This is a genomic window from Acidovorax sp. SUPP3434 (assembly GCF_030159015.1).
Lineage (GTDB): Bacteria > Pseudomonadota > Gammaproteobacteria > Burkholderiales > Burkholderiaceae_C > Paracidovorax.
The window spans coordinates 399720-426480 of the sequence record NZ_BQXL01000001.1 but is presented as its reverse complement, the minus strand read 5'-3'; the positions used below and the strand labels follow the sequence as shown (position 1 = coordinate 426480).

Genomic DNA, 26761 nt, shown 5'->3' with positions numbered 1-26761 from the left:
GACAGACAGCGAGCCACCGATGATGGGCACCGCGCCCACCCGCGCCAACGAAGAAAAACGCCTGTGGTCATTCGGTTTCTGCCGGGGGGCGCTGTCGGTCCGGGGCGCTGGAGGAAAGAAGAAAAACATGCATGCATATGAAAAACCCGCTTCCCTTGCCGGTGGCCGGGCTGGTGCAATGGCGGCATGCCAACCGCCCCCTCGCCCACCGCCCCCGTGAACAACCCGCCCAACACGGCCCGCCTGCGCCACTTCGTGCAGCAGATCGCCGCCCTGCTGGAGCCCCGACCGGCCGAGCCCGACCTCCTCGCGCGCGGGAGTGCCCTGCTGGCCGACCTGGTCTCGCACGACGACTGGCTGCCGCCGGAATATGCCCAGCCTGATCCCGAGCGTTACCAGCAATACCTGCTGCATGCCGATGCGCTGGGGCGTTTTTCGGTGGTGAGCTTTGTGTGGGGGCCGGGCCAGGCCACGCCCATCCACGACCACACGGTGTGGGGCCTGGTGGGCATGCTGCGCGGCGCGGAACTGTCTCAGGCCTACGGGCAGGACGGCGATGGCCGGTGGCAGCCCCGCGGCGCCCCCCACCGGCTGCAGCCGGGCGACACCGAGGCCGTCTCGCCCACCATCGGCGACGTGCACCGCGTGAGCAACGCGCTGGCCGACGAGACATCCATCAGCATCCACGTGTACGGCGCCAACATCGGGGCCGTGCAGCGGTCGGTGTACCGCGAGGACGGATCCGTGCGCCCCTTCGTCTCCGGCTACAGCAACGCCACCCTGCCCAACCTCTGGAACCAGCCGCTCGCCGGCCCGGCCTCCCACACCGCTCCCTCCGCCTCCGCCGCCCCATGAGTGCCATGACCGATACCACCGCCTTTGCCACCACCCGCCCCCAACAGGTCCGCCAGGCCCTGCTCGACCAGCAGGAGATCGCACTGCTCGACGTGCGCGAAGAGGCCCCGTTCGCCGAAGGCCACCCGCTCTTCGCCGCCAACCTGCCCGCCGGGCGGATCGAGCTGGACGCCTGGACCCGCATTCCCCGCCGGACCACGCCCATCGTGGTGTACGACCATGGCGAAGGCCTGGCCGAGCCCGCGGCGCGCACCCTGCGCGCGCTGGGCTACACCGACGTGTCGCTGCTGGAAGGCGGCCTGCAGGGCTGGAAGGAGGCCGGCGGCGAGCTCTTTATCGACGTGAACGTGCCCAGCAAGGCCTTCGGCGAACTGGTGGAGAGCGAACGCCACACGCCCTCGCTGCCGGCCGAGGAGGTGCAGGCGCTTCTGCAGGCCAAGGCCGACGTGGTGGTGCTGGATGCGCGCCGCTTCGACGAATACCAGACCATGAACATCCCGGGCGGCATCAGCGTGCCCGGCGCGGAGCTGGTGCTGCGCGCCCAGGCGCTCGCGCCCGATCCGGCCACCCGCATCATCGTGAACTGCGCCGGGCGCACGCGCAGCATCATCGGCACGCAGTCGCTGGTGAACGCGGGCCTGCCCAACCCCGTGGCCGCGCTGCGCAACGGCACCATCGGCTGGCTGCTGGCCGGCCAGACGCTGGAGCATGGCGCCGACCGCCGCTTCCTGCCGGTGCCGCCGGAGCAGCGCGCTGCTGCCGCCGCCCGCGCCCGTGCGGTGGCGGACCGCGCTGGCGTGCGCCGGGCCAGCCCGGCCGATCTCACCCGCTTCGCCGCCGAGGCCGGCCGCACCACCTACCGCTTCGACGTGCGCACGCCCGAGGAGTACGAGGCCGGGCACCTGCCCGGTTTTCGCAGCGCGCCGGGCGGCCAGCTCGTGCAGGAAACCGACCATGCGGCGCCCGTGCGCGGCGCCCGCATCGTCCTGGCCGACGACGACGGTGCCCGCGCCAACATGACCGCCTCCTGGCTCGCCCAGATGGGTTGGGACGTGTGGGTGCTGGACGGCGCCGATCCTGCCGCCGCGCTGGAGACGGGCCAGCCCCCGCCGCTCGCGCCCGAGCCGCACGGGCCGCTGACCTGGGTCGCGCCGCGGCAGCTCGCCCGCTGGCTGCGCGAGGAGCCCGAGGGACACACGGTGGTGCTGGACTTCACCGCGAGTGCCGCCTATGTGCGGCGCCACATTCCGGGCGCCTGGTTCGTCCTGCGGTCGCAACTGGCCCAGGCGCTGGCGCACATACCGGCCGGCAGCCGCTACGTGCTGACCTGTGGCACCAGCGCCCTCGCCCGCCATGCAGCCGAAGCCGTCGCCCGGCTGACCGGTGCGCCCACCGCCGTGCTGCAGGGGGGCACGCAGGCCTGGATCACTGAAGGCCTGCCGCTGGAACAAGGCGAAACGCGCCTGGCCTCCCCACGCATCGACCGCTACCGCCGCCCCTATGAAGGCACCGACGCCCCGCGCGAAGCCATGCAGGGCTATCTGGACTGGGAGTTCGGGCTGGTGGAGCAACTGGCGCGCGACGGCACGCACGGCTTTGCGGTCGCCTGAAGGATTTGCTATTCAATTGATAGCATTACAGGCATGAAACCCTAGGGCATCTGGCCCAAAAGGCTTCAAGCTTTCAGCCTTGAGTTCTGCCGCCGCCTGCGGCGTCAATGCAGGGCCTCAACACCGCCTCGAAGTCGTTCATCGCCTGCGCCGCGCCCAGGTCGGCGAGGTAGGCACCGCCGGCCTTGAGGGCCAGCGTGGCCTCGCCGCCCCCGGGCGGGCGCTCTATGCGCACGCGAAAGCCGCTGCGGTTCCACTCCTGAAAGTGGCCCGACTCCAGCAGGCCCTGTGCATCGTCCCTGCGCGTGATCCCCGGCCACGCACTGCTGGTCTCGGACATGCGCGCCAGGCTGGCCGCGGCGCAGTCGAAAAGTTGCGGGTTGGAGAGGTCGGCGGGCACGGCCAGAACCCGCGATGCGCTCGGCGGATAGCCGGCCGTGCCGGTCAGCGCGCAGCCTGACAGCACGCAGGCCAGACCGGCCGCCACGCCCATCGCGGGCCATCGCATCCTGCAACGGAGTGGCGTCGCGCTGGCTGGCATGGCGGTTCCTTCGGGTGAGAGATTTCGGGCCCCTAATGGACCATGCCGGGCCATTCCAGCCAACCCCCCTTCGGTGGGGGCGCCACGAAATCGGCATGGCGCGGCGGCACCGGGCCCAGGCGGAGCGGCTCACTACAATCGGCCCGCCATGCACAACCGCCACGATCCCCGCGTCCTGCCCATGCGCGACGGGGTGAGCCCCAGTTGCGTGGCACTGCCCTCGACTGGCGAAGGCAGCCTGCTGGACTTCCTGGTGGAGCGCTTGCCCGCCGTGGGCCGTGAAGGCTGGCTGCAACGCATGGCCGCACGCGAGGTGGTGGATGAGTTCGGCGTGCCGGCCACGGCCGAGCGGCCCTTCGCCCCCGGCATCCGGCTGTACTACTACCGGGCCCTGGAGCAGGAAACCGCCATCCCCTTCGAGGAAGCCGTGCTCTACCGGGACGACCACATCCTCGTGGCCGACAAGCCGCATTTCCTGCCCGTGGTGCCCACGGGCCGTTACCTGCAGCACACGCTGCTGGTGCGGCTCAAGCGCCGCCTGAACCTGCCCGACCTCACGCCCGTACACCGCATCGACCGCGACACGGCCGGGCTGGTGCTGTTTTCGGTGCAGCGCGAAACGCGCGGCGCCTACCAGGCCCTCTTCCGTGACCGCCGCATCGCCAAGACTTATGAAGCCGTCGCGCCGTGGCGCGACGACCTGGCCTTTCCCCGCGAGCACGCCAGCCGCATGGAGGAAAGCCCGCAGTTCTTTCGCATGCAGGAAGTGCCGGGAGAACCCAACACGCTCACGCGCATCGAGGTGCTGCAGGTGGCCGGCGCCTGGGCCCGCTACCACCTGTCGCCCGTGACGGGCAAGCGCCACCAGTTGCGCGTGCACATGGCCGCGCTGGGGCTGCCGCTGCGCGGCGACGCGTTCTATCCCGTGGTCAACGATCCGCCCGAGGGCGACTTTTCGCAGCCGCTGCAGTTGCTGGCGCGGTCGCTGGCGTTCGACGATCCGGTGACGGGCGCCGCGCGGCGTTTCGACAGCGCCCGCGAACTGCGGCCGCTGGACGGAGGGGTGGATTGATCGAACCGCGCCCCGCCGTGCCTATAATCCGCACCGCTGCGGGTGTAGTTCAATGGTAGAACGGCAGCTTCCCAAGCTTCATACGAGGGTTCGATTCCCTTCACCCGCTCCACTTCTGGCTACCTGCTGATCCATCGCGATTCCATCGATGTAAAAGTCTGACTTCCGCTCAGTCTTCATTCATCGGTTGGAAATTGGCGAGTGAAGTCTCCACATGCCAATCATCGGCATCCGCTTGTTCAGCGCTTCGAACGAAGCGCGCTCTTTCCTTCCATCCCGCCCGCGTATCACTGTGTCATCGCAAATGACCAGTCAACGATCGAAGCCCGTACCGCCTGCAGGCCAGCATCGATCGATGACGAATTCAGGCATGGAATGCCTTCTCGTGGTAGAAATATTCTTTGACAGGCAAACCCAGGGCCCATCGCGCTGCGTTCTGCTTTCCCAACGTTTCAGCTGACCTTGATGACGCCTTGAATTCAAGCCCTGACCTTACGCTTTGCGACCGAGAGCCCATCCAAATCCCAGGCGCCATACAGTCTCATGGCCATATGCTGGTACTGGACGGAGACACTTTGGCCCTGCGGGCGTGGAGTGCAAACTGGACAGGCCTTGCTGTGGCAGCCTTGGCACAACTCGAACGAGAAGCGCTTCGTTCGGTTCCGCCGGATGGCACTTCAGTGCAGGTCGGGATGCTGGAATTTGCACAGGAAAGACACATCTGCTGGGCCCACCGACACGCCACGCAGTTGATCGTGGAGTGCGAGCCGCAGTCCAAAGTGATGCGTCCGGAAGAGCCGATCTACGGTGTGGCGCGTGATTTTCTTCCAAAACTTCAAGCGGCTGAAACGGTAGATGATCTAACCCAGTTGGCTGCGCAAGAGCTTCAGCGATTGACGGGGTTTGGCCGCAGCCTGATCTATCGGTTTGATCACCAAGGACATGGAGAGGTACTCGCGGAAGTCGTACTGCCCGGTTACGACAGCTACCTGGGTCTGCGCTTTCCGGCAACCGACATTCCGCAGCAAGCCCGCGCTCTCTACCTGGCCAACCGCTTCAGGCTGATCCCGGATGCCAACTATGAGGCAGTGCCGCTGCTGGCAGCTGAAGAGGGTTCGATTGCACAAGGCATCGACTTGTCGTATGCGTTTCTGCGCAGCGTATCGCCAGTGCATCTCGAGTACATGCGAAACATGGGCACGCTTGCGTCCATGTCGTTATCCATCGTGGTCGATGGCAAGCTGTGGGGATTGGCGTCTTGCCATCACCATGAGCCCCGCAATCTGGATGCGGGCATGCGGGCTGCGTGCAGCCATCTGGGGCAGTTGCTGTCGATGCAAATCGAAGGAAAACAGGCCAATGCCGAGGTGGCGGCACGATTGGAGTTACGCAAGCTCACCCTGCAACTCGTCTCTCAATTGTCTGACAGCGATGCCAGCCTGCGCAGCATCGTGCACGAGCCGGCCCTGCTGCTGCGCATGTCCCGGGCCACAGGTGCTGCAGTGGTGCTGGACGACCAAGCATGGATTGCCGGCGATACGCCTGCGACGGATATGCTGCTTGAGTTGGCAGGGTGGATCGCAGGGATGGGCCGCGACGTCTACGAGAGCAGTGAGTTGGCGGCCCATTTCCCAATGGCAGCCCAGTGGCAGTCCACCGCAGCGGGCGTATTGGCCATTTCCATTTCCCAAGTGCATCGCCATGTGATTCTGTGGTTCCGGCCGGAGATCGTGCAGACCGTCACCTGGGCCGGAGACCCGCGCAAGGACCTGCATCCTGATGCGGCAGGACGGATCCATCCGCGCCGCAGTTTCGACAACTGGGTTGAACAGATCAGCGGCCGATGCCTGCCATGGTCCGGGGCGCAAGTCAGCGCTGCTGGCGAATTGCGCCAAGCCCTGATCGGTATCGTGCTACGGCGCGCCGAAGAATTGGCGGCCATCGCAAGCGAATTGGGCCGGGTCAACAAGGAGTTGGAGGCTTTTTCATACACCGTGTCCCATGACCTGCGCGCTCCAATGCGCCATATCGCAGGTTATGTGGACTTGGTGATGGACACGGAGGGCAAGGTTCTGAGCCAGCGTGCCCACCGCTACATGGGACATGTCAAAGACGCAGCGGCTTTCGCTGGGCAACTGGTGGACGCCCTGCTGGATTTTTCACGCATGGGTCGGACGGCGCTGAAACTCAAACGGGTAGATAGCAACGGCCTGGTTGAAGGCTTGGTGCGCGAGATCTCTCGGCATGAGCGCGATCGCAAAATCGAATGGCAGGTGGAAGCCAATCTGCCTGTATTGGTTGCAGACCCATTGTTGTTGCAAGTGGCGGTACGCAATCTGATTGCGAATGCCGTCAAATACAGCCGTGATCGCAATCCAGCTGTTGTCACGGTAAAGGCCGTGAGAAACGCCGAAGGCGAAGGCCTGGAGGTACAAGACAATGGTGTCGGCTTCCAGATGCAGTACGTGACCAAACTGTTCCAGGTTTTTCAGCGTTTGCACCAGACAGAGCAGTTCGAAGGTACCGGCATCGGGCTGGCCAACGTCAAGCGGATCGTGGAGCGGCACGGCGGGAAGGTGTGGGCCCATGGCGAGCCAGGCCAAGGTGCGTCGTTCGGTTTCGTCTTGCCCGAGTCCGGGCAAAATGCGCTTCTTACTTCACCCATCGGAAATACATCCGATCATGCTTAAACCTATTCTTCTCGTCGAGGACGATCTACGCGACCAGGAATTGACGCTGCTTGCCCTGGAACGAAGCCAACTCGCCAACGACGTGGTAGTGCTTCGCGATGGTGCCGAGGCATTGGACTACTTGCGTCGCGAAGAAGCCCACGCCAGCCGTGACGAGGGCAATCCGGCCGTGATCCTGCTCGATTTGAAGCTGCCGAAGGTCAATGGACTGGAGGTACTGGAGGCCGTGCGAAAGAGTCCGGTGCTACGCAGTATTCCTGTGGTGATGCTGACCTCATCCCAGGAAGAGAGCGATTTGCTGCGCAGCTACGAGTTGGGCGTCAACGCTTATGTCGTCAAGCCTGTGGAATTCAAGCAATTCGTTTCCGCGATTGCCGATTTGGGAGTGTTCTGGGCCGTTCTCAACGAACCGCCGCCCGGCTCCCTGCGTGCGACCCGCCGGTATGAGTGAACTCGCAGAGTCCATCCCGCTCGCAGAGCGGCCTTTGAGTGTGCTACTGCTGGAGGACTCCGCTTTCGATGCAGAACTGCTTCAAGAGTCCTTGCTGCATAGTTATCCGCATGCCAATTTGCAATGGGTCAGGGACGCAGAGAGTTTTTCAGAAGCGTTAGGGCGAGGTGGATTCGATCTGATCTTGTCAGACCATGATTTGGGAAGCTACAGCGGCACCGATGCGCTTCGCCTGGCGCACCAACGGGTACCGATGATTCCTTTCATCTTCGTGTCCGGAGTCATCGGCGAAGACAATGCCGTCGAACTGCTCAAGCAGGGAGCGACTGACTATGTGAGCAAGGGCCGCCTGTCTCGATTGGCGTCTGTGCTGGAACGCGCTTTAAGGGAAGTGGCAGAGCGATCGGCTCGAATTGCGGCAGAGACAGAACTGCGAGACGCGAAGGAAAAAGCCGAGCAATTGACGATAGAGCTTGCCGAGCGTGTTCGAGAAATAGAGACGGGACAAGCCCGCCTGCGGGCAGCAACCGATGCAGGAGGCTTGGGTGTCTGGCAACTCGATCTGACTGCGCAAGAGCTGATTGCGTCCAACCATTGCAAGAGCAATTTCGGACGTGATGAGTCTTTGCCTTTCACTTACGAGGAGTTGCAGAACGCAGTACATCCCGATGATCTGATGCGGATGCGTGAGGCGGTGGCTCAAACCATTGCGACTGGCAAAGACTACCGAATCGAATATCGCATCCTTCGCCCGGATGGACAATTGGCATGGGTCAGGATACTAGGGCGCCTGGAATATGACGCGGCAGGCCGCCCCTCCTACATTGCAGGCATCTCTCAAGAAATCACCCATGCCATGCTGGGCAGGCGGCGCGCTGAATTGCTGGAACTGCTGGATCGCGAGGTCTACGGACCGACCCGTGAGCCTGGTGATATCGCTTATCACGCAGCAGAGGCCCTGGGCCGCGCTCTGGATGTGAGCCGTGCAGGCTACGGACTGCTGGACCGTAACACCCAAACCATCGCCATCGAGCGCGACTGGAATGCGCCGGGAATCTCCACATTGGCGGGAACCCTGAACTGCCGCGATTTCGGCAGTTACACCGAGAACCTACAGCGAGGCGACGCCCTCGTGCTGGCAGATGTGCGTACCGATCCGCGCACGCGCGATCATGCGGATGCATTTATTGCAATCCATGCCCAGTCGCTTATCAATGTGCCGGTCGGCGAAGATCGAAATCAGGTGGCGATGCTTTACCTGCACCATGCGGCCCCGCGCCATTGGACCGCAGAGGAACTGAACCTTGTTCGTGAAGTGGCGCACAGAACCTGGCACGCAGTGGAACGCCGCCGCGCCGAGCAGAATTTGCACGCCCTTGCAAACTCGCTTGAACAACAAGTGCAAGAGAGAACCACGGCGTTGATGAAGTCGGAAGCCGCGCTGCGGCAGTCCCAGAAGATGGAGGCTGTCGGCCAATTGACGGGTGGCTTGGCACATGATTTCAACAATCTTCTCGGAGCCATTTCAGGCAGTCTGGAGTTACTCAAGCGGCGGTTCGGCGAGGATTCTGGGGCGATGCGTTACGTCACTGTCGGACAGACGGCCACGAAGCGCGCGGCGGCTTTGACACACCGTCTGCTGGCGTTTTCACGCCAGCAGACGCTGGAACCCAAAGTGGTGAAAGTCAACCAGTTGATCAGTGGATTCGAAGACCTGGTGCGCCGCACGATCGGCCCCCACGTCATGTTGGAAGTGAAATGCGGAATCGACGTTTGGCCCATTCATGCCGATCCAAGTCAGCTTGAAAATGCACTCTTGAATTTGTGCATCAATGCCCGCGATGCCATGTCCGATGGTGGCAAGCTGGTGGTCGAGACTGCCAATCGAACGCTCGATGAGCGAGCAGCCGGTGAGGAGCAGATGTCGCCTGGCCAATACGTGTGCATTTCCGTGAGCGACAACGGCACCGGCATGACTGCAGATGTGGTGGCCCGGGCATTCGACCCGTTTTTCACGACGAAACCGATTGGCGTAGGCACGGGCCTGGGGCTTTCGATGGTCTATGGCTTTGCGCGCCAATCCGGAGGACAAGCGCGGATCCATTCCGAAATGGGCGCGGGAACAACGATCCGCATGTTTCTCCCGCGGTACGCAGGCAAGGATATCTTGGCGGAGGATGCGCTGGATCGTGCCCCTGCTATCTCCACCGTCGGCTTGGGTGAGACCATTCTCGTGGTCGATGATGAAGCTTCGGTTCGAATGTTCATGGTGGAGATGTTGCAGGAACTGGGCTACCACGTGTTGGAAGCAGAAGCCGGTTCCAGTGCAATTCAAGTGCTTCAGAACAATGCGTCCATCGCACTGCTGGTCACCGATGTTGGTCTTCCTGGGGGTATGAATGGAAGGCAGCTGGCGGATGCTGCTCGCAAGATCCATCCGTCCATGCGGGTTCTGTTTGTGACTGGCTATGCCGAAAATGCCGTTCTCAGCCACGGTCAACTTCCGTCAGGGATGCAGGTGTTGACGAAACCTTTTCAGTTGGAAGTTTTTGGTCTGAAGATTCAGTCTTTGATGAATTCCACGACGAATGTGCACGCCGATCCTGCATTTTGATCACGGCACCACCGACGTCATGGATGAACGTCCATCGTCAATGTCGATTGGGTAATGCTTCGCTCATCCGTTCACGAAGCGTTCCAGATCAGATGAGAGGGTTTGGAGAGGCTTGATCGAGCCTTCCGGGACCTGTAGGACAACAACGGTAAACGAGCATCGGCGAGTCCCGGTAGCGCAGGCGCGGGCTAGCATGGCCCGAAGAAAACGCCTATGACCATGCCCCCTGAGACCTCGCCTCCTTCCGTTTCGCCCACCCCTGCGGCGCCCGTCCCCCCTCGGCGGCGGTCGCGGCTGCCCCTTGCCGCGGTGGCCGGGCTGCTCGTCGTGCTGCTGCTGTTGCTGGCCTTCGTGGCGTGGTTCGACTGGAACCGGGCCAAGCCCTGGATCAACCAGCAGGTCAGCGAGGCCACCGGTCGGCGCTTTGCCATCGAGGGCGATCTGACCGCCCACTGGCAGTGGCCGCAGCCCGTGGAGACCGGCTGGCGCCGCTGGGTGCCGGGCGTCACGGTGCAGGCGGACCGTCTGGTGATGGACAACCGGGCGGACTTCGGCCACTTCGGGGCCCTGGATGTGCAGACGGACGATGCCTCCACCGCCACGGTGCAGGCGCGTGCCGAAAAAGCGGCCGCATCGGCCACGCCCTCGGCATCCACAGCATCGGCGCCTTCCGCACCCGCCCAGACTGCACCGGCCGACAGCACGGCCTCCGTGCCCGCGACCGGCCAACCCATGGCCACCCTGGGCAGCGTGAGCGCATCGCTCAGGCTGCTGCCGCTGCTGTCTCGCCATGTGGCCATCGACACGCTGGTGCTCACCGTGCCCGACGTGGCGCTGGCCCGCAAGGCCGACGGCAGCAACAACTGGACCTTCGACCGCCCCGCCAAGGACGGCGGGCCGGCGAAGCCCAATCCCTGGAGCGTGAGCGTGGGACGGCTCGTGGTGCGCGATGGCCAACTGGCCTATGCCGATGCCGTGAAAGACCTGGCCTTCACCGCCAAGCTCGGAACCATCGACACGCCCGCCGGACAGGCGCCCGGCCCGTACGGCGTGCGCTTCGAGGTGCGGGGCCGCTACGCCAAGGCCCGCATCCAGGGCCGGGGCGAAGGCGGGCACGTGATGGACCTGCGGGAAAAGGTCGTGGACTACCCGCTGCGGTTCAAGGCGAAGGCCGGCACGGTGGAAGCCGAGGTGGAAGGCATCCTGTCCAACCCGGCCGCGCTGTCGGGCATGGACCTGAAGGTGATGCTCAAGGCCGAGAGCATGGCCGACCTGTACGACCTCACCGGCCTGGTGCTGCCGAACACCCCGCCGTTTCGCACGAGCGGCCGGCTGGTGGGCAGCCTGGAGCCGGACAACGCGGTGTGGGAGTACCGCGATTTCGACGGCACCGTGGGGGGCAGCGACCTGCACGGCAGCCTGACCTACACGTCGGCCAAGCCACGCCCCCGCCTCAAGGGCACGATGACCTCCAGGAAGCTGCGCCTGGCCGACTTGGGGCCCGTGCTGGGCGCGCCGACGGGCGAAGGCAAGGCGGAAAAAGGCACCTCCAAGCGCCCCGGCAAGGTGCTGCCCGACGTGGCGTTCGCCACCGACCGCTGGAACGCGATGGACCTGGACCTGACCTTCAGCGGCCAGCAGATCGTGCGCGACGAGAGCCTGCCGATCGAAAACCTGCGCGTGCATGCGGTGATGGACAACGCGATGCTCACTCTCTCGCCCCTGCAGTTCGGCGTGGCGCAGGGCAAGATCGATTCCACCGTGGTGCTGGACAGCCGCACCAAGCCGCTCAAGGCCCAGTTGCGCGGCAGCGTGGAAGGGCTGCGGCTGTCGGGCCTGTTTCCCAAGGTCGAGCTGATGGAAAAGAGCTTCGGCCGGCTCGACGGTGCCGTGGCCCTGAACGGCAGCGGCCAGTCGGTGGCCAGCATGCTGGGCAGCGCCAGCGGCGAAACCCGCCTGTACATCCGGGATGGCCGTTTCAGCAAGCAGATGCTGGACCTGGCGGCGCTCAACGTGGGCAGCGTGGTGGTGGCCAAGCTCTTCGGCGACGACAAGGAAGTGCAGCTGCGCTGCGCCGTGGCCGACTTTGCGGTGAAGGACGGCATCGCACAGACCCGCTCGGTGAAGCTGAGCACCAACGAGGCCACGGTGGAAGCCACCGGCACGGCCGACCTGGGCCGCGAGCACATCGACCTGCGCATCAAGCCCGAATCGCTGCAGTGGAAGTTCTTCTCCCTGCGCACGCCGCTGTATGTGAAGGGCCCGTTCGCCGATCCCAAGGTGGGCCTGGAAGCCGGCCCGCTGCTGCTGCGCGCGGGCGCCGCCGTGGCGGCCGCCGTGGTCGCGCCGGTGGCGCTGGCGCTGGCCCCCATCACGGTGCCTGCGGCGGACGACGACGAGAACTGCGCGGTGCTGCTGGCCCACGCCGGGGACAAGGTGCAGGGCGGTGCCGCAGGGGCAGCCCCGAAGCCGCCGGTCTCCACGCCGGCCAAGGCGCGCTGAGACGTGCAAAGGGAGGCTCAAGTTCGTTGAAGCGCTCCAAGGCGGGCATGATTGCTATATTTTTAATAGCATAACCCCTTAGATCAATATGCGCCGAAGCCATTTTTGACCCGCATCCCATAAGCGCGCTTTCCCTGCGCACAGCGGTCTCGAGAAATCCATCTGGAAAGAACCCCATGCCACGGCACATCCTGATCACCGGCGCGAGCGTCGCCGGCAACACCGCCGCCTGGGCCCTGGCGCGGTCCGGCTGCAAGGTCACCGTGGTCGAACGGGCGCCGGCATTTCGCGACGGCGGGCAGAACATCGACGTGCGCGGTGCAGGCCGCGAGGTGCTACGCCGGATGGGACTGGAGCAGGCAGCGCTGGACCAGGGCACGGGCGAGGAAGGCACGGCCTGGATCGACGAGGATGGCCATGCCGTCGCCGAGTTCAAGACCAACGAACTGTCCAGCGACGGGCCCGCCGCCGAGATGGAAATCCTGCGCGGCGACCTCGCCCGGCTGCTGTACGACGCATCGCGCAAGCGGGCCGATTACCGGTTCGGAGACCATGTGGCGGCCATCGAAGACGATGGCACGGCGGCGACCGTGCGCTTCGCTGGCGGGCAGCAGGAGCGCTTCGATGCGGTCGTCGTCGCCGAGGGCGTGGGTTCAACCACGCGCGAACGGGTGTTTTCCGGCGAAAACGAACCGCGCTGGATGGGCCTGACGCTCGCCTACTTCACCATCGCCCGTGCACCGGACGACGACCGGATGTGGCGCTGGTATCACACCACCGGCGGTCGAAGCGTCTCGCTGCGGCCCGACCGGCACGGCACCACGCGCGCCATGCTGACGATCCAGCGCCCCACGGAGGGCGAGCAGGACTGGGACATGGACAGGCAAAAGCGCTTTCTGCGCGAACAGTTTGCCGATGCCGGATGGCAGGCCCCGCGCGTGCTGGCGGGCATGGAGACGACCAGCGATTTCTACTTCGACGCGTTGCGTCAGGTGCGCCTTGCGCGCTGGCACCGTGGGCGTGTGGTGCTGACGGGCGACGCCGCCTGGTGCGCCACCCCGCTGGCAGGCATCGGCACGACGCTGGCCCTCACGGGCGCCTATGTGCTGGCCGGTGAAATCGCACGGGCTGGCGACGGTGGCAGGCTCGAAGAGGTTTTCGCCGCCTATGAAAAAGCCATGCGGCCGATGGTCGAACAGGGCCAGAACGTGCCCAAGATCGGTCCCCGCCTGATGAACCCCCACAGCCGGCTGGGCATTCACCTGCTTCACGGCGCGCTGCATCTGGCCAGCCTGCCAGGAGTGCGCGATGCGTTCGCCAAGCTGATGAACCGCCAGCTCGACGAGCCGGACCTGTCGCGCTACCCTGCGTGAGAGAGAGCGCCGTGGTGGTGCCTGAAAAGCGGCGCCTGTTGGCATCGGCACACCGCGCAGCAGTGGTAGCGAGGCAGGCCGAGGTGCTGCACCACACCCATCCCCGGGAACCTCGCCCACGCCTCAGTGGAAATCGCGGCTGCCGTCCAGCGCCTGGGCCAGGCGGCCGAGCAAGGGGGTCATGTCCTTGCAGCGCTGGGCGACCAGGTGCCGCACCGCGCCCTGCCCTGGCGGCGTTCCCGGCGGGTTCGGGCTGGACTGCCACAGGCCTTCCACCGCCAGCAGGCGCGAGCGCAACAGCGCATTGCGCCAGGTCTCCACGAGCGACGGCCAGACGATGACGTTGACCGGCCCGGTCTCGTCCTCCAGCGTGATGAACATGGTGCCGTTGGCCGATCCCGGCCGCTGGCGCACGGTGACGATGCCGCAGGCGCGCACGCGGCGGCCGTTGGGCATGTCGCGCAGCGCCAGGGCGGTCAGCAGCCGCCAGCGCTCCAGCCGGCCGCGCAGCAGCGCCAGCGGATGGCGGCGCAGCGTGAGGCCCGTGGCCGCGTAGTCGAACAGGATCTCCTCGCCTTCGGGTGCCTCGGGCAGGGCCAGGGGCGCCTCGTTCACCGCCGCGTCCTGCAGCAAGGCCGGCGCGCGCCATTGCGCCGCGGCGTCCCAGGCCTGCTGGCGCCGGTGGCCCGACAGGGAGCGCAGCGCATCGGCTGCGGCCAATGCCTGCAGCGCGGGGCGGTCCAGCCGGGCGCGCAGGGCCAGGTCTTCGGTGCCGGCGAACGCCTGGACCGCGCGCGCCGCGACCAGCCGCTCGGCCGTGGACTGGGCCAGCCCAGCCACCAGCCGCAGGCCCATGCGCACGGCCGGCTGCGGGTCGGCCACGCCACGCACGGGCTGGGGCTCGCCCTCCAGGGTCGCGTCCCAGTCGCTGTGCACCGCATCGATGGGCAGCACGCGCACGCCGTGGCGCACGGCGTCCTGCACCAGTTGCGAAGGCGTGTAGAAACCCATGGGCTGCGAATTGAGCAGCGCCACCAAGAAGCAGGCGGGTTCGTGGCACTTGAACCAGCTGCTCGCATAAGCCAGCATGGCGAAGCTGTAGGCATGGCTCTCCGGGAAGCCGTATTCGCCGAACCCTTTGATCTGCTGAAAAATGCGCCGGGCAAAATCTTCGCGATAGCCGTTGGCAGCCATGCCTTCCATGAACGGCTGTTCGAAATGGTGGACGCCACCGGTGCGCTTCCATGCGGCCATGGAGCGGCGCAGTTCATCGGCCATGCCAGGCGTGAAGCGGGCAGCGATCATGGCGATCTGCATGACCTGCTCCTGGAAGATGGGAACGCCCAGCGTGCGCTCCAGGGCCTCTGTCAATTCTTCGTGCTCCAGTTCCAGCGGCTCGCCGCGCAACCGCCGCTCCCGGGCCTGCAGGTACGGGTGCACCATGCCGCCCTGGATCGGCCCCGGCCGCACGATGGCCACCTCGACCACCAGGTCGTACAGCTCGCGCGGGCGCAGTCGCGGCAGCATGCTCATCTGCGCCCGGCTTTCGATCTGGAACACGCCCACGGTGTCGGCCGCGCAGATCATGTCGTAGGTGGCGCCGTCCTCGCGCGGGATGCCGGCCAGGTCCCAGTGCTCGCCACGCAGCAGGGCGCGCAGGTCCAGGGCGCGGCGCAGCGCGCTCAGCATGCCCAGGGCGAGCACGTCCACCTTCATGAGGTGCATGTCGTCCAGGTCGTCCTTGTCCCACTGGATGATGGATCGGCCATCCATGCTGGCGGGCTCCACGGGCACCAGCCGCGTGAGCTTGCCCTCGGTGAGCACGAAGCCGCCGACGTGCTGGCTCAGGTGGCGCGGAAAGCCCTTCAGATCGCGCGCCAGCTTGAGCCACAGGTCGGCGATGTGTGGCGCCAGCGGCTCGTCCACGGCCTCGGCCAGTTCCTGCAGGCGTTCGGTGGCGATGGCCTCGTCGAACCAGTGGTGGTCCTTGGCGAAGGCATCGATGAGCGCGGGCGCCACGCCCAGGGCCTTGCCCACGTCGCGCAGCGCGCTGCGCGTGCGGTAGCTGATGACCACGGCCGCGATGGCCGCCCGCTCGCGGCCGTACTTGTCGTAGATGTACTGGATGACCTCTTCGCGCCGGTCGTGCTCGAAGTCCACGTCGATGTCGGGCGGCTCGTCGCGCTCCTTGCTGATGAAGCGCTCGAACAGCAGCCGCGTCTTGGTCGGATCGACCGCCGTGACCCCGAGGCAAAAGCACACCGCCGAATTGGCGGCGGAGCCCCGCCCCTGGCACAGGATGCCCCGGCTGCGGGCGTAGCGCACGATGTCGTGCACGGTGAGGAAGTACATCTCGTAGCGGCAGTGGGCGATGAGATCGAGTTCCCTGGCGATCTGCGTGCGCACGGCGTCGGGCACGCCCATAGGGTAGCGGCCCTGGGCACCCTGCTCGGTGTACCAGGCCAGGGCTTCGCCCGGGGTCATGCCGGGCGGCACGGTTTCCTTCGGGTAACGGTAGCGGATCTCGTCGAGGCTGAAGGTGCAGCGCGCCGCCACGGCGAGCGTGGCCGCCAGCAGCGCAGGCGGGTAGATGGCGGCCAGCCGCATGCGCGCGCGCAGGTGTCGCTCGGCATTGGGCTGCAGCGCGAAGCCGCATTCGGCCACGGGCCGCCCCAGGCGCACGGCGGTGACCACGTCCTGCAGGCGCTTGCGGCCGCGCACGTGCATGTGCACGTCGCCCGCCGCCACCAGCGGCAGTCCGAGCGTCTGCCCCACCTGCTCCAGCGTGGTCAGCCACAGGCTGTCGTCGGGGGCCAGGGGTTGCTCCACGGCCAGCCAGGGGGCGATGCCCCACGGGTTCAATTGGGCCAATGCCCTAGAAAAACATGCCTCGATAGCTATCAAATCAGTAGCATTCAGGCGATCGCGGCGCGGCGCCAGCAACACCTCGCAGCCGCGCAGCATCGCGAAGTCGGTGCCGGCGTGCAGGCGGTATTCGCCCTTGGGGGCGGCCTGCCGCGCTGCGGTGATGAACTCGCACAGGTTGCCCCAGCCCTCGGCGTCGCGCGCCAGCGCCACCAGGCGCAGATCGCCCCAGGCGAACTCGCTGCCCACGATGAGTTTCAGGCCGAGCCGCTTGGCCACGGTGTGCGCCCGCACCACGCCGGCCACCGAGCATTCGTCGGTGATCGCCAGCGCCGCGTAGCCCAGCTCCGCCGCGCGCTGCACCAGTTCGGCGGGGTGCGAGGCGCCGCGCTGGAAGCTGAAGTTGGTGAGGCAATGCAGCTCGGCATAGTCCGGCAGGGCATGCGTGGGCCGGGTCGGTGGCCCACCCGGGGATGGGAAGGCGGTGACGCCGCTCATCCGAACACCCCGTGCAGGAACCAATCGTGCCGGCCCGCTTCACGCGTCCCCGCCCATTGCCGAAAGATCCACACCGTGCCCACGGTGTCGTTGTGGGCCACGAAATAGTCGCGCCGCTCCAGGTGCTGCGAGGCGTCCCACCAACCGCCATCGAAGCGGTGGGGACCGGCCAGCAGGCGCAGCGGGCCGTGCCACAGCGGGCGGCTGCCCTGCAGAGCCAGGCGCTGGGGCGGGCGCAGCAGCCAGCCGGGCCACAGCGCGGCATCGGCGGCCACGGCGGCGGGCCGGGGGTCGCGGTGGCTGGCAGTGCTGACGCTGCCAGCACTCCCTGCGCCGCCGTCGTGGCGGGCCGACCCCGTGGCACGGCCATCGACCGCCCTGCCCGCCCCCGCCGTGGTCGCGGCCCCCCCTCCAGAGCGCGCCCGGGGGGAGCGCGTGCCGGCAGGCTCCTGCGCCGGGACAGCCTGGCCCGCGGCCGGCTCCCAGCGCAGCATGCATTCCGGCCGGTGGTCCGCCTGCAGCACGACCACCTGCACCTGCTGCGCACCGAGCCGGGCCGAAACCCGCTCCACCCACTGGTGCCAGGGCTCGCCCTGCGCGCGCCGTGCGTCTTCGGGGCTGGGCGGCAGCAGGCTGGCGCTGGCCTCGGCCCAGGGCCGGGTGTCGGTGCCGCTCAGGGTGATCTGGTTCACCGGCGCGGCCAGGCGCTGGCGGCCCAGGTGCTCGGCGAGCAGGCGGCGCAGATGGGCCAGGTCCTGCGTGGGCTCGGCCGTTCGCACCGTCAGGCTTTGCTGGGCCGGCAGGTCCACGCCGTCGATGCGGCGCAGGTCGTGTCGCCAGGCCAGCTCCAGCGCCAGCACGCCCTGCTGGCGCGCCTGCAGCCAGCCGTGCAGCACCCCGAGCAGCCGGTTGGCGGACCACAGCAAGGTGCCGGCCGATTCGGCCAGCGCGGGCAGCTCGGCCGACAGCGAAAAGCGCTCGGGCAGCTCGATCCAGGGCAAGGGATGGGGCACGTCGCCAAAGGCCTGGTCCAGCGCCCTCAGCACATCGGCCCCGAACCGGCGCGCCACGCCCGCCCGCGGCAAGGCCCGCAGCGCGCCCAGCGTGCGGCAGCCCATGCGCTCCAGGCTGGCGGCGTGCGGGCGCAGGGCCGCCAGGGTGCGCAGGGGCAGGTCGTGCGGCAACCGGCGCGGCGGGCGATGCGGAGGGTCGGCCTGGGCCAGCCGCAGCAGGGCCAGGGCTTCGAAGGCCGTGGCGCCTTGGGCCAGTGCCGGGTCGCCGCCGGAGGGCTGCGGCGGGCGACCGGCGGCCTTGTCCCTGTCTTTTTCTGCGCCTGGCCCTGATCCTGGTCCGGACCGTTCGGGCTCTGGCGCCTTCTGCGCTGCAGCGGTCTCTGCCGGTTCGGCATGCCCGCAGAACCCCGGCCGGTGCTGCCGGATCAGCGAAAGCAGCCGGGCCCGGCCGCCCCAGAGGCGCTCGGTGCTGGCCACCTCCAGCAGCAGGGCTTCGTCGAGCAGCGCCACCCGGGGCGTGAAGCGCAGCGCCCACCAGCCCGCCGAGGCGGCCGGGGCGCCGGGCGGCAGCTCATCCAGCGACGAAGGCACGGCGATCCAGTGCATGGACCCGCTCCTGATGGACCGCCACCCCCTGTGGCGCGACGGGCACCGGCCGCTGCGCAGCCGGCGCGGAGGCATCGCCCGGAAACCGGCGCGCCTTCAATGCGCGCATCGCCGCCAGCACGGCGGACAGCGCGGACGCATGCGCACAGACCGGCACCGGCTGCATCAACGGCGGCCCGCGCCGTTTGAGAACATGCACCTGAAGCACACCGGGCGCCCTGCCCCCGTCCGGCCATCCCGGGACTTGCGCCGGGGCCGCAAGCCCCTGCGCGCGCCCCAGCGCTGGCGAACCTTCGGCCCCCTGAATCTTCTGGATCGCTGGAACGCCCTGCACCACCCACAGCCGCAGCGGCGCGGGCGAGGCTTGCCGGCGAAGATCCTGCGGGCGGAACACCCAGAGCAGCGCCGCCTGCTGGGCCGCAGCCAGCTGCAGGCGGCGCAGCGCTTCGGGCGGCGCCTGGGGCAGCCAGGCCAGCACGGCCAGCACGTCGCGGCAGCGCAGGGCCTGCTCGCTGGCCCAGGCGGCCGACTGGTCGTGCCGCGAAGGCAGGGGGCGCACGCGGCACAGCCGGTCGGCCGGCAGGCCCGCGGCCTGCAGCGCGGGGGCGAAGGGCTCGGCGGGCGGCGCCACCAGCACCACCTGCCCGCCCCGCTGCGCCGCCGCCCGGGCCAGCGCCGGCAGCACCAGGGGCCACTCCGCCCCGCCCTGCGGCGGCTGCAGCACCTCGGTCATGGCCCCCAGCGGCCATCCGCCACCGGGCAGCGCCGCATCCAGCAGCGCATGGCCGGAAGGCTGCACGCGCCCGTGCTGCGCCGTGAGCGCATCGCCCTGCCACACGCCGGGCAGTTCCAGGCGGGCGGCGCTTTCCCTGCGGGCGGTGGCGTCCGGCGGGAGGGAGGCAAGGGCAAGGCGGGACATGGGGTGGGCATCGAAGACTGTTTAAATATACAGTATTCGAATCCGTTGCGGCCCAGTGCCATCCGCAGATACCGCCCCATGAAAAAAGCCTGCGGGCACGCAGGCCGGCAGGCTTTTGGAAGTTTCGGCCCCGGGCACCAGGGTGGCGGCCGGAACTGAGGAACCTGGGGAAAAGGAGCGAAAGGGAAGCGCCCTCTCTCACTTCTTGTAGTTGGCCAGGCCTTCCACGATTTCCTGGTGGGCCGCCTCGATGCCTTCCCAGCCCAGCACCTTGACCCACTTGCCTTCTTCCAGGTCCTTGTAGTGCTCGAAGAAGTGGCTGATGGCCTTCAGGCGCATCGGGTTCACGTCGTCCACGGTCTTCCAGTTCTCGTACATCTTGAGGACCTTGGTGGTGGGCACGGCCAGCACCTTGCCATCAACGCCCGCTTCGTCTTCCATCTTCAGGATGCCGAGCGCGCGGCAGGGCACGACCACGCCGGGCAGCAGCGGATAGGGGGTGATCACCAGCACGTCCACCGGGTCGCCGTCGCCGCTCAGCGTTTGCGGCACGTAGCCGTAGTTGGAGGGGTAGTACATGGCCGTGGTCATGAAACGGTCCACGAAGATGGCGCCCGATTCCTTGTCCACCTCGTACTTGATGGGGTCCGAGTCCATGGGAATCTCGATGACCACATTGAAGGTTTCAGGGGTGTTCTTGCCGGGGGTGACGTTGTTGAGGGACATGGATCTCTGAAGGTTGAGGAGGTGATGGGCTCCGGCGGCCGCGGGACCAGCCCGCGCCGGGCCGGGGGTGGCGCGATTTTAGGCGCACGCCCGGCTGTGCTTGCCCGCACGCGCCCTTGGCAGTAAATTGGGTCCGTTGGCCAATCGTCTCCGCCTGCTCGCACGCAAGCCCCGGGGCACGAGGAAGCAACGCAGCGGAAGCACCACCGATGCGTTGTGTTTCCTTTCCGTGCAATCGACACCCCAAGGAGAAAGAGCATGGCGAACCCGGCAGCGTTGAACCCTCCCCTGATACTGGCCCTGGTCTGCGGATTGATCGCGGTGGCCTACGGCCTCTGGGCCCGCCACTGGATCTTGTCCAGAGACCCGGGCAACCCCCGCATGCAGGAGATCGCCGGCGCCATCCAGGCCGGCGCGGCCGCCTACCTGGCGCGCCAGTACCGCACCATCGCCATCGTGGGCGTGGTGCTGGCCGTGCTCATCGGCCTGTTCCTCGATGCCATGACGGCCGGCGGCTTCGTGGCCGGCGCGGTGCTGTCGGGCGCCTGCGGCTTCATCGGCATGAACGTGTCGGTGCGCGCCAACGTGCGCACCGCCCAGGCCGCCACGCAGGGCATGGGCCCGGCGCTGGATGTGGCCTTTCGCGGCGGGGCCATCACCGGCATGCTGGTGGTGGGCCTGGGGCTTTTGGGCGTGACCGGCTTTTGCTGGCTGCTGGTGGGGCGCGGGCAGTTCACCGCCACCGCCGATCTGTCAGCGCTGCTCAACCCGCTGATCGGCTTTGCCTTCGGCTCCTCGCTGATCTCGATCTTCGCGCGGCTGGGCGGCGGGATCTTCACCAAGGGCGCGGACGTGGGGGCCGACCTGGTGGGCAAGGTGGAGGCCGGCATTCCCGAGGACGACCCGCGCAACCCCGCCGTGATCGCCGACAACGTGGGCGACAACGTGGGTGACTGCGCCGGCATGGCCGCCGACCTGTTCGAGACCTACGCCGTCACGCTGATTGCCACCATGGTGCTGGGCGCCCTCATGGTGGCGGCCGCGCCGGTGGCCGCGGTGACCTACCCGCTGGCGCTGGGGGCGGTGTCCATCCTCGCGTCCATCGTGGGCTGCTTCTTCGTCAAGGCCTCGCCCGGCATGAAGAACGTCATGCCGGCGCTGTACAAGGGCCTGGCGATCGCGGGCGTGATCTCGCTCATCGCGTTCTGGTTCGTCACGGCGTGGCTGGTGCCGGACAACGCCATCGCGGCCAGCGGCAGCCAGATGCGGCTCTTCGGCGCCTGCGCGACGGGCCTGGTGCTCACGGCCGCGCTGGTGTGGATCACCGAGTTCTACACCGGCACGCAGTATTCGCCCGTGCAGCACATCGCACAGGCCTCCACCACGGGGCACGGTACCAACATCATCGCGGGGCTGGGCGTATCGATGCGCTCGACCGCCTGGCCGGTGCTGTGCGTGTGCCTGGCCATCCTGGTGTCGTATGCGCTCGCGGGCCTGTACGGCGTTGCGGTGGCGGCCACGGCCATGCTCAGCATGGCGGGCATCGTCGTGGCGCTGGATGCCTACGGCCCCATCACCGACAACGCCGGCGGCATCGCCGAGATGGCCGAAATGCCCGCCAGCGTGCGCGAGATCACCGACCCGCTGGACGCCGTGGGCAATACCACCAAGGCCGTCACCAAGGGCTACGCCATCGGCTCGGCAGGGCTGGCGGCGCTGGTGCTGTTCGCCGACTACACGCACAAGCTCTCGGCCTATGGCCAGGCCATCCGCTTCGACCTGTCGGACCCGATGGTGATCGTGGGCCTGTTCATCGGCGGGCTCATCCCCTACCTGTTCGGCGCCATGGCGATGGAGGCCGTGGGCCGCGCGGCGGGCGCGGTGGTGGTCGAGGTGCGCCGCCAATTCCAGACCATCCCCGGCATCATGGATGGCACGGGCAAGCCCGAATACGGCAAGGCGGTGGACATGCTGACCACCGCCGCCATCAAGGAGATGGTGGTCCCCAGCCTGCTGCCGGTGGTGGTGCCCATCGCCGTGGGCCTGCTGCTGGGGCCGAAGGCGCTGGGCGGGCTGCTGATGGGCACCATCGTGACCGGCCTGTTCGTGGCGATCAGCATGTGCACCGGCGGCGGCGCCTGGGACAACGCCAAGAAATACATCGAGGACGGCCACCACGGCGGCAAGGGCAGCGAGGCGCACAAGGCCGCCGTCACCGGCGACACCGTGGGCGACCCCTACAAGGACACCGCCGGCCCGGCGGTGAACCCGCTCATCAAGATCATCAACATCGTGGCGCTGCTGATCGTGCCGCTGGTGGTGCGGTTTCACGGAGGGTGAGCCCGCCCCGGCTGGGAAGCGGCCTGGAGCCCAACGGCTTGGGGCCTATTGCCCGTTCACCAGCAGGCGCGTCGCCTCCGACGTCTTGACGCCGCTGGCATTGGCCGTGCGCACGACCAGACCCTTGTACCGGCCCGAGGCGACCAGCCAGGTGTAGCTGACGTTGGCCGTCGTCGCGCCGCCGGTCACCTCGATCTTGACCTTGCAGGCGGGAAACGTCCCGGCCAGCACGCTGACCGACTCTGTCGAATAGGTGGTGATGCTGGTCTGCGCCAGCGCGGGCTGCGTGGTCCCGCCGCTTTCCGTCGTGGTGGAATAACTGGCCGAGTAGGCTGTGTCCAAGGCGGGGTTCAGCGGCGCACCCGTATAGGCGTAGGGCGTGAAATAGCTGCTGGCCGTGGTGGTCGTACCCTGAAAGAGATTGGAGACGGTCAAACCGTAGGTCTGCCGCACGTCACTGACGACGCTCGAATAATTGTTTTCGGTCGTGGTCATGACGCTGCCGCCGAAGGATCCATTAACGGCGGCGTTGCTGTAAGTGGTGGTATTGACCTGGTTCACCAGGAATAGCCCGGTCCTGCCGCGAAAGCTCGCGCCATTCGACGTGGCGAATTTGCGTTGCTGGGTGGAAATGACCGTGGTGCCGTCGGTGTAATACACGTTGGCGTCGATCTGGGCGGTATTGCCGGCCACCGTGAGGACATGGCCGTCCTCGCCGCAATCGCTGGCGACGGTCGAAGGGGTGGTGGGCGTTGCGGGTGCCGTATCGCCTGGGGCGGGCGTCACGGGGGTGGTGCCACCCGTGGTGCCGGTGCTGCTGTCGCCACCCCCTCCGCCTCCGCAGGCCGATAAAACGCACAGGGCGATGACCCCGAATACCTTGGTGGTGGTTTTGGAAATTCCGAAAGAGCCAGAGATGTTGGAAAGATTTTTGGTTTCTGGACGATTCATGGTTGCGCGCAGGTTTTGGAAAGGCCCGTAGCCTATGCGAGGCGCAACCAATGACTGGAGCAATTTCACTCAGTTACACCTTTATGCCATTCAGCGCAACAAAACCCAAACGCCATTGAAATCAATTGGCAATTTCTCTAAAAATGCATTAGTGCTTCTATTTTTTACTTGGGCATGGCGTATGCCCAACAAATAGAGAATCACAACCTTGCATAAAAAGAAACCCCAACGGCGCGTCAGGCAGCGGTGCCTTGCCCGTGCGGGCGCAAACGCACCGGGCCCGAGCGCGCCTCGATGGCCGCCTGCACCTCACGCCGCAAGCCCATCGCAAAGCCCAGTTCGGCCGCCACGAACAGCGGCCCGACGATCAGGCCCGCCAGGTCGTCCACGAATGCCGGCTTGCGGCCTTCGTAGTAGTGGCCCACGAACTGGATGACCCAGCCCACCACGAACAGACCGAGCCCCGCGCCCAGCCACAGCGCCGTGGATTGCGCGGCCAGCCATTGGCCCACGGCCAGCATGGCGGCAAGCACGAGCGCCATGGTCACGCCGTAGCGCGCATCGAGCCGAAAATAGAAGACGCACGCGGCCAGCGCCGCCAGCAGCGCGAGCGACACGGGCAGCCCGCCCAGCATCGCTGCGGGGCGAGACAGCAGCACCGTCACGGCCAGCATGATCATGGGCACGCCGATGAAATGGGTCTGGATGTTGCGCGGGTCGCGGTGGTAGTCGGCATAGCCCGACAGGTGGTCGATCAGGGTTTTCATAGGGTGTCTCCGGGGTCTGTGCGTCGTCGCTGCACGGAATAATCGCGCCAGTGCGGCCAGGGCGTCTGTCGGCCAGCCGACACAACGGGCCACGGCTGGGGGCCGCGAACACGCTCCGGGCACCGCCCTCCTCCTCTTTCATGACCTCCCCCGCCGACCACCTGCCCACCCTGCGCTCCGGCCGCTGGTTCGCCGCGCTGCCCGCCGATCTGGCGCAGGCCCTGATGGCGCGGGCCGAGCTGCGGTCGCTGGCCCCGGCGCAGGCCCTGTTTCTGCGCGGCGACGCACCGTGCGGGCTCTACGCCGTGGTGCGCGGCGCCATCGACATCTCGGGCGTGGGCGGCCAGAGCGACAAGGCGCGCGCCTCGCTGCTCACGCGGCTGGAGGCGCCGGCCTGGTTCGGCGAGATCGCGCTGTTCGACGGCTCGGTGCGCACGCACGATGCGCACGCCGCCACCCAGGCCACGCTGCTGCACGTGCCCCAGGAGCCGCTGCTGGCCTACCTGGCGCGGAATCCGCAGCACTGGCATGCGCTGGCCCTGCTGTTGACCGACAAGCTGCGCACCGCGCTGGTCGCCATGGAAGAGATGGCCCTGCTGCCCGCACCGCAGCGGGTGGCGCGGCGGCTGGCGCTGATGGCCGAAGGCTACGGCCAATGGACGGACGCGGGCCGGTCGCGGCGCGTGATCGCCCTGTCGCAGGAGGAGCTGTCGCTGATGCTGGCGCTGTCGCGCCAGACCATCAACCAGATCCTGAAAGACCTGCAGGCGCGCGGCCTGCTGCAGGTGCACCGCGGGGAGATCGAGGTGTGCGACCTGCCGGCGCTGCGCGCGGCGGGCGGCTGAGCGCAGGCCCCTCGACCGCTGCCAGCCTGCGGGCTTCGCGGGCGCCGCCCGGGCCCTGCTGGCGCACAATCCGCCCATGCAGCTCCACTACATCGCCAACGCGCCCGTGGCCTCGTCCTCCGGCCGCACCATCGCCGTGATCGACCCCTCCGACGGCCAGCCCTTCGACGAGATCCAGCGCGGCACCGAGGAGGACATCGACGCGGCGGTCCACGCGGCGCGACAGTGCCACGAGGCCGTGTGGCGCAAGCTGGCGCCGGCCGAGCGGGGCCGCCTGCTGATGCGGCTGTCGGTGCTGGTGTCCGAGCATGCCGAGGAACTGGCCGCCATCGAGCAGCGCGACTGCGGCAAGCCCACCAGGCAGGCCCGGGCCGATGCGCAGGCGCTGGCGCGCTACTTCGAGTTCTATGCCGGCGCCTGCGACAAGCTGCACGGCGAGACCCTGCCCTACCTGGACGGCTACAGCGTGCTCACCTGGCGCGAGCCGCACGGCGTGACCGGGCACATCGTGCCGTGGAACTACCCGATGCAGATCTTCGGGCGCTGCGTGGGCGGCGCGCTGGCGGCGGGCAACGTGTGCGTGGTCAAGCCGGCCGAGGACGCCTGCCTTTCGCTGCTGCGCGTGGCACAGCTGGCCACGCAGGCGGGCTTTCCGGCGGGGGCCATCAACATCGTCACCGGCTACGGCCACGAGGCGGGCGACGCGCTGGCCCGCCACCCGGGCATCGACCACATCAGCTTCACCGGCAGCCCGCGCATCGGCACGCTGATCCAGCAGGCGGCGGCGGAGCGGCACTGCCCCGTCACGCTGGAGCTGGGCGGCAAGAGCCCGCAGGTGATCTTCGCCGACGCCGACCTGGATGCGGCGGTGCCGGTGGTCATCAACGCCATCGTGCAGAACGCCGGGCAGACCTGCTCGGCCGGCTCGCGCGTGATGATCGACTCGCTCATCTACGAGCCGCTGCTGGAGCGACTGGGCCGTGCCTTCGAGGCCCTGCGCGTGGGCCCCGCGGCGATGGACCTGGACGTGGGCCCACTCATCCGCCAGAGCCAGCAGCAGCGCGTGTGGGACTTCCTCTCCGATGCCCAGGTGGCCGGCATCCCGCTGGTGGCGCAGGGCACGGTGGTGGACGAGGCGCCCGAGACCGGCTTCTACCAGGCCCCCACGCTGCTGCGCGACGTGCCGGTGGACCACCGCCTGGCGCAGGAAGAGGTGTTCGGCCCGGTGCTCTCGGCCATGGCCTTCGAGGACGAGGACCACGCGGTGGAGCTGGCCAACGCCACGCGCTTCGGCCTGGTGGCGGGTGTGTGGACGCGCGACGGCGCCCGCCAGTTCCGCATGGCGAGGCGCATCGCCAGCGGCCAGGTCTTCATCAACAACTACGGCGCGGGCGGCGGGGTGGAACTGCCCTTCGGTGGCGTGAAATCGAGCGGCCACGGGCGCGAAAAGGGCTTCGAGGCGCTGTACGGCTTCACCACCCTCAAGACGGTGGCGATCCGCCACGGGTAGCAATTGCTACCAA

General features: G+C 67.4%; 18 protein-coding genes and 1 tRNA gene. 12 read left to right on the top strand and 7 right to left on the bottom strand.

The genetic code is table 11. The features are described 5' to 3' along the window. The first annotated feature begins 186 nt into the window (after nt 1-186). Nucleotides 187-855: a cysteine dioxygenase family protein gene (locus AVKW3434_RS01865; protein WP_284403878.1), complete on the top strand. Its 669-nt coding sequence runs from the start codon at nt 187-189 to the stop codon at nt 853-855. Further along, entirely contained in the window at nt 852-2465 is a 1614-nt protein-coding gene (locus AVKW3434_RS01860) for a rhodanese-related sulfurtransferase (protein WP_284403876.1), read from the top strand. Before AVKW3434_RS01865 ends, AVKW3434_RS01860 begins: the two co-directional genes overlap by 4 nt. A gap of 73 nt (nt 2466-2538) precedes the next feature. Here the strand turns inward: AVKW3434_RS01860 and AVKW3434_RS01855 are convergent, their stop codons facing one another. Further along, complete coding sequence (locus AVKW3434_RS01855) at nt 2539-2973, bottom strand: hypothetical protein (protein WP_284403874.1); 435 nt, start codon at nt 2971-2973, stop codon at nt 2539-2541. Between the two features lie 181 nt (nt 2974-3154). On the opposite strand from AVKW3434_RS01855, the gene AVKW3434_RS01850 reads away from it, so the two are divergent. The 7 genes from AVKW3434_RS01850 to AVKW3434_RS01820 all read left to right on the top strand — a co-directional run bounded on the left by AVKW3434_RS01850 (nt 3155) and on the right by AVKW3434_RS01820 (nt 13708). Further along, nucleotides 3155-4078, top strand: a complete 924-nt coding sequence (locus AVKW3434_RS01850; RefSeq protein ID WP_284403872.1) for a pseudouridine synthase — start codon at nt 3155-3157, stop codon at nt 4076-4078. Between the two features lie 38 nt (nt 4079-4116). After that, a tRNA-Gly gene (locus AVKW3434_RS01845) sits at nt 4117-4190 on the top strand. Between the two features lie 289 nt (nt 4191-4479). Next, entirely contained in the window at nt 4480-6768 is a 2289-nt protein-coding gene (locus AVKW3434_RS01840; RefSeq protein ID WP_502869010.1) for an ATP-binding protein, read from the top strand. Beyond that, the gene (locus tag AVKW3434_RS01835; RefSeq protein ID WP_272569024.1) at nt 6761-7219 is read left to right on the top strand and encodes a response regulator; all 459 of its coding nucleotides are present in this window, start codon (nt 6761-6763) and stop codon (nt 7217-7219) included. The genes AVKW3434_RS01840 and AVKW3434_RS01835 overlap by 8 nt, the downstream gene beginning before the upstream one ends. After that, entirely contained in the window at nt 7212-9833 is a 2622-nt protein-coding gene (locus tag AVKW3434_RS01830) for a response regulator (RefSeq protein ID WP_284403868.1), read from the top strand. The genes AVKW3434_RS01835 and AVKW3434_RS01830 overlap by 8 nt, the downstream gene beginning before the upstream one ends. A 219-nt stretch (nt 9834-10052) precedes the next feature. After that, the gene (locus AVKW3434_RS01825) at nt 10053-12335 is read left to right on the top strand and encodes an AsmA family protein (protein WP_502869028.1); all 2283 of its coding nucleotides are present in this window, start codon (nt 10053-10055) and stop codon (nt 12333-12335) included. 176 nt (nt 12336-12511) lie between these two features. Continuing rightward, nucleotides 12512-13708 carry an FAD-dependent monooxygenase gene (locus tag AVKW3434_RS01820; protein WP_284403864.1) on the top strand — a complete coding sequence of 399 codons (1197 nt, stop codon included), beginning with the start codon at nt 12512-12514 and terminating at the stop codon, nt 13706-13708. A gap of 123 nt (nt 13709-13831) precedes the next feature. Here AVKW3434_RS01820 and AVKW3434_RS01815 read toward each other — a convergent pair whose 3' ends face one another. The 4 genes from AVKW3434_RS01815 to ppa form a co-directional block, all read right to left on the bottom strand. Continuing rightward, nucleotides 13832-17071, bottom strand: coding sequence for an error-prone DNA polymerase (locus AVKW3434_RS01815; RefSeq protein ID WP_284403862.1), 3240 nt, complete (start codon nt 17069-17071; stop codon nt 13832-13834). Continuing rightward, nucleotides 17068-18690, bottom strand: a complete 1623-nt coding sequence (locus AVKW3434_RS01810) for a DNA polymerase Y subunit UmuC family protein (protein WP_284403860.1) — start codon at nt 18688-18690, stop codon at nt 17068-17070. Before AVKW3434_RS01810 ends, AVKW3434_RS01815 begins: the two co-directional genes overlap by 4 nt. Next, nucleotides 18656-19609: a translesion DNA synthesis-associated protein ImuA gene (imuA, locus tag AVKW3434_RS01805; RefSeq protein WP_284403858.1), complete on the bottom strand. Its 954-nt coding sequence runs from the start codon at nt 19607-19609 to the stop codon at nt 18656-18658. Before imuA ends, AVKW3434_RS01810 begins: the two co-directional genes overlap by 35 nt. A 198-nt stretch (nt 19610-19807) precedes the next feature. After that, nucleotides 19808-20335 carry an inorganic diphosphatase gene (ppa, locus tag AVKW3434_RS01800; RefSeq protein WP_272569020.1) on the bottom strand — a complete coding sequence of 176 codons (528 nt, stop codon included), beginning with the start codon at nt 20333-20335 and terminating at the stop codon, nt 19808-19810. A gap of 258 nt (nt 20336-20593) precedes the next feature. Here ppa and AVKW3434_RS01795 point away from each other — a divergent pair, with 258 nt between their 5' ends. Further along, nucleotides 20594-22675, top strand: a complete 2082-nt coding sequence (locus AVKW3434_RS01795; protein ID WP_284403856.1) for a sodium-translocating pyrophosphatase — start codon at nt 20594-20596, stop codon at nt 22673-22675. Nucleotides 22676-22720: 45 nt separating this feature from the next. Here the strand turns inward: AVKW3434_RS01795 and AVKW3434_RS01790 are convergent, their stop codons facing one another. Continuing rightward, the gene (locus tag AVKW3434_RS01790; protein WP_284403854.1) at nt 22721-23626 is read right to left on the bottom strand and encodes a hypothetical protein; all 906 of its coding nucleotides are present in this window, start codon (nt 23624-23626) and stop codon (nt 22721-22723) included. A gap of 236 nt (nt 23627-23862) precedes the next feature. Further along, complete coding sequence (locus tag AVKW3434_RS01785; protein ID WP_284403853.1) at nt 23863-24393, bottom strand: Mpo1 family 2-hydroxy fatty acid dioxygenase; 531 nt, start codon at nt 24391-24393, stop codon at nt 23863-23865. Between the two features lie 140 nt (nt 24394-24533). On the opposite strand from AVKW3434_RS01785, the gene AVKW3434_RS01780 reads away from it, so the two are divergent. After that, on the top strand, nt 24534-25238 hold the full coding sequence (locus AVKW3434_RS01780; protein ID WP_284400860.1) for a Crp/Fnr family transcriptional regulator: 705 nt from the start codon (nt 24534-24536) through the stop codon (nt 25236-25238). 76 nt (nt 25239-25314) lie between these two features. Then, a complete protein-coding gene (locus tag AVKW3434_RS01775; protein ID WP_284403851.1) occupies nt 25315-26748 on the top strand; it encodes an aldehyde dehydrogenase family protein in 1434 nt (477 codons plus the stop codon). The last annotated feature ends 13 nt before the right edge of the window (nt 26749-26761 follow it).

Bases quoted from the DNA above. Each gene is read 5' to 3' on its own strand.
- AVKW3434_RS01865 (WP_284403878.1), top strand. From the start codon at position 187: ATGCCAACCGCCCCCTCGCCCACCGCCCCCGTGAACAACCCGCCCAAC.
- AVKW3434_RS01860 (WP_284403876.1), top strand. From the start codon at position 852: ATGAGTGCCATGACCGATACCACCGCCTTTGCCACCACCCGCCCCCAA.
- AVKW3434_RS01855 (WP_284403874.1), bottom strand. From the start codon at position 2,973: ATGCGATGGCCCGCGATGGGCGTGGCGGCCGGTCTGGCCTGCGTGCTG.
- AVKW3434_RS01850 (WP_284403872.1), top strand. From the start codon at position 3,155: ATGCACAACCGCCACGATCCCCGCGTCCTGCCCATGCGCGACGGGGTG.
- AVKW3434_RS01835 (WP_272569024.1), top strand. From the start codon at position 6,761: ATGCTTAAACCTATTCTTCTCGTCGAGGACGATCTACGCGACCAGGAA.
- AVKW3434_RS01830 (WP_284403868.1), top strand. From the start codon at position 7,212: ATGAGTGAACTCGCAGAGTCCATCCCGCTCGCAGAGCGGCCTTTGAGT.
- AVKW3434_RS01825 (WP_502869028.1), top strand. From the start codon at position 10,053: ATGCCCCCTGAGACCTCGCCTCCTTCCGTTTCGCCCACCCCTGCGGCG.
- AVKW3434_RS01820 (WP_284403864.1), top strand. From the start codon at position 12,512: ATGCCACGGCACATCCTGATCACCGGCGCGAGCGTCGCCGGCAACACC.
- AVKW3434_RS01815 (WP_284403862.1), bottom strand. From the start codon at position 17,071: ATGAGCGGCGTCACCGCCTTCCCATCCCCGGGTGGGCCACCGACCCGG.
- AVKW3434_RS01810 (WP_284403860.1), bottom strand. From the start codon at position 18,690: ATGCACTGGATCGCCGTGCCTTCGTCGCTGGATGAGCTGCCGCCCGGC.
- imuA (WP_284403858.1), bottom strand. From the start codon at position 19,609: ATGTCCCGCCTTGCCCTTGCCTCCCTCCCGCCGGACGCCACCGCCCGC.
- ppa (WP_272569020.1), bottom strand. From the start codon at position 20,335: ATGTCCCTCAACAACGTCACCCCCGGCAAGAACACCCCTGAAACCTTC.
- AVKW3434_RS01795 (WP_284403856.1), top strand. From the start codon at position 20,594: ATGGCGAACCCGGCAGCGTTGAACCCTCCCCTGATACTGGCCCTGGTC.
- AVKW3434_RS01790 (WP_284403854.1), bottom strand. From the start codon at position 23,626: ATGAATCGTCCAGAAACCAAAAATCTTTCCAACATCTCTGGCTCTTTC.
- AVKW3434_RS01785 (WP_284403853.1), bottom strand. From the start codon at position 24,393: ATGAAAACCCTGATCGACCACCTGTCGGGCTATGCCGACTACCACCGC.
- AVKW3434_RS01780 (WP_284400860.1), top strand. From the start codon at position 24,534: ATGACCTCCCCCGCCGACCACCTGCCCACCCTGCGCTCCGGCCGCTGG.
- AVKW3434_RS01775 (WP_284403851.1), top strand. From the start codon at position 25,315: ATGCAGCTCCACTACATCGCCAACGCGCCCGTGGCCTCGTCCTCCGGC.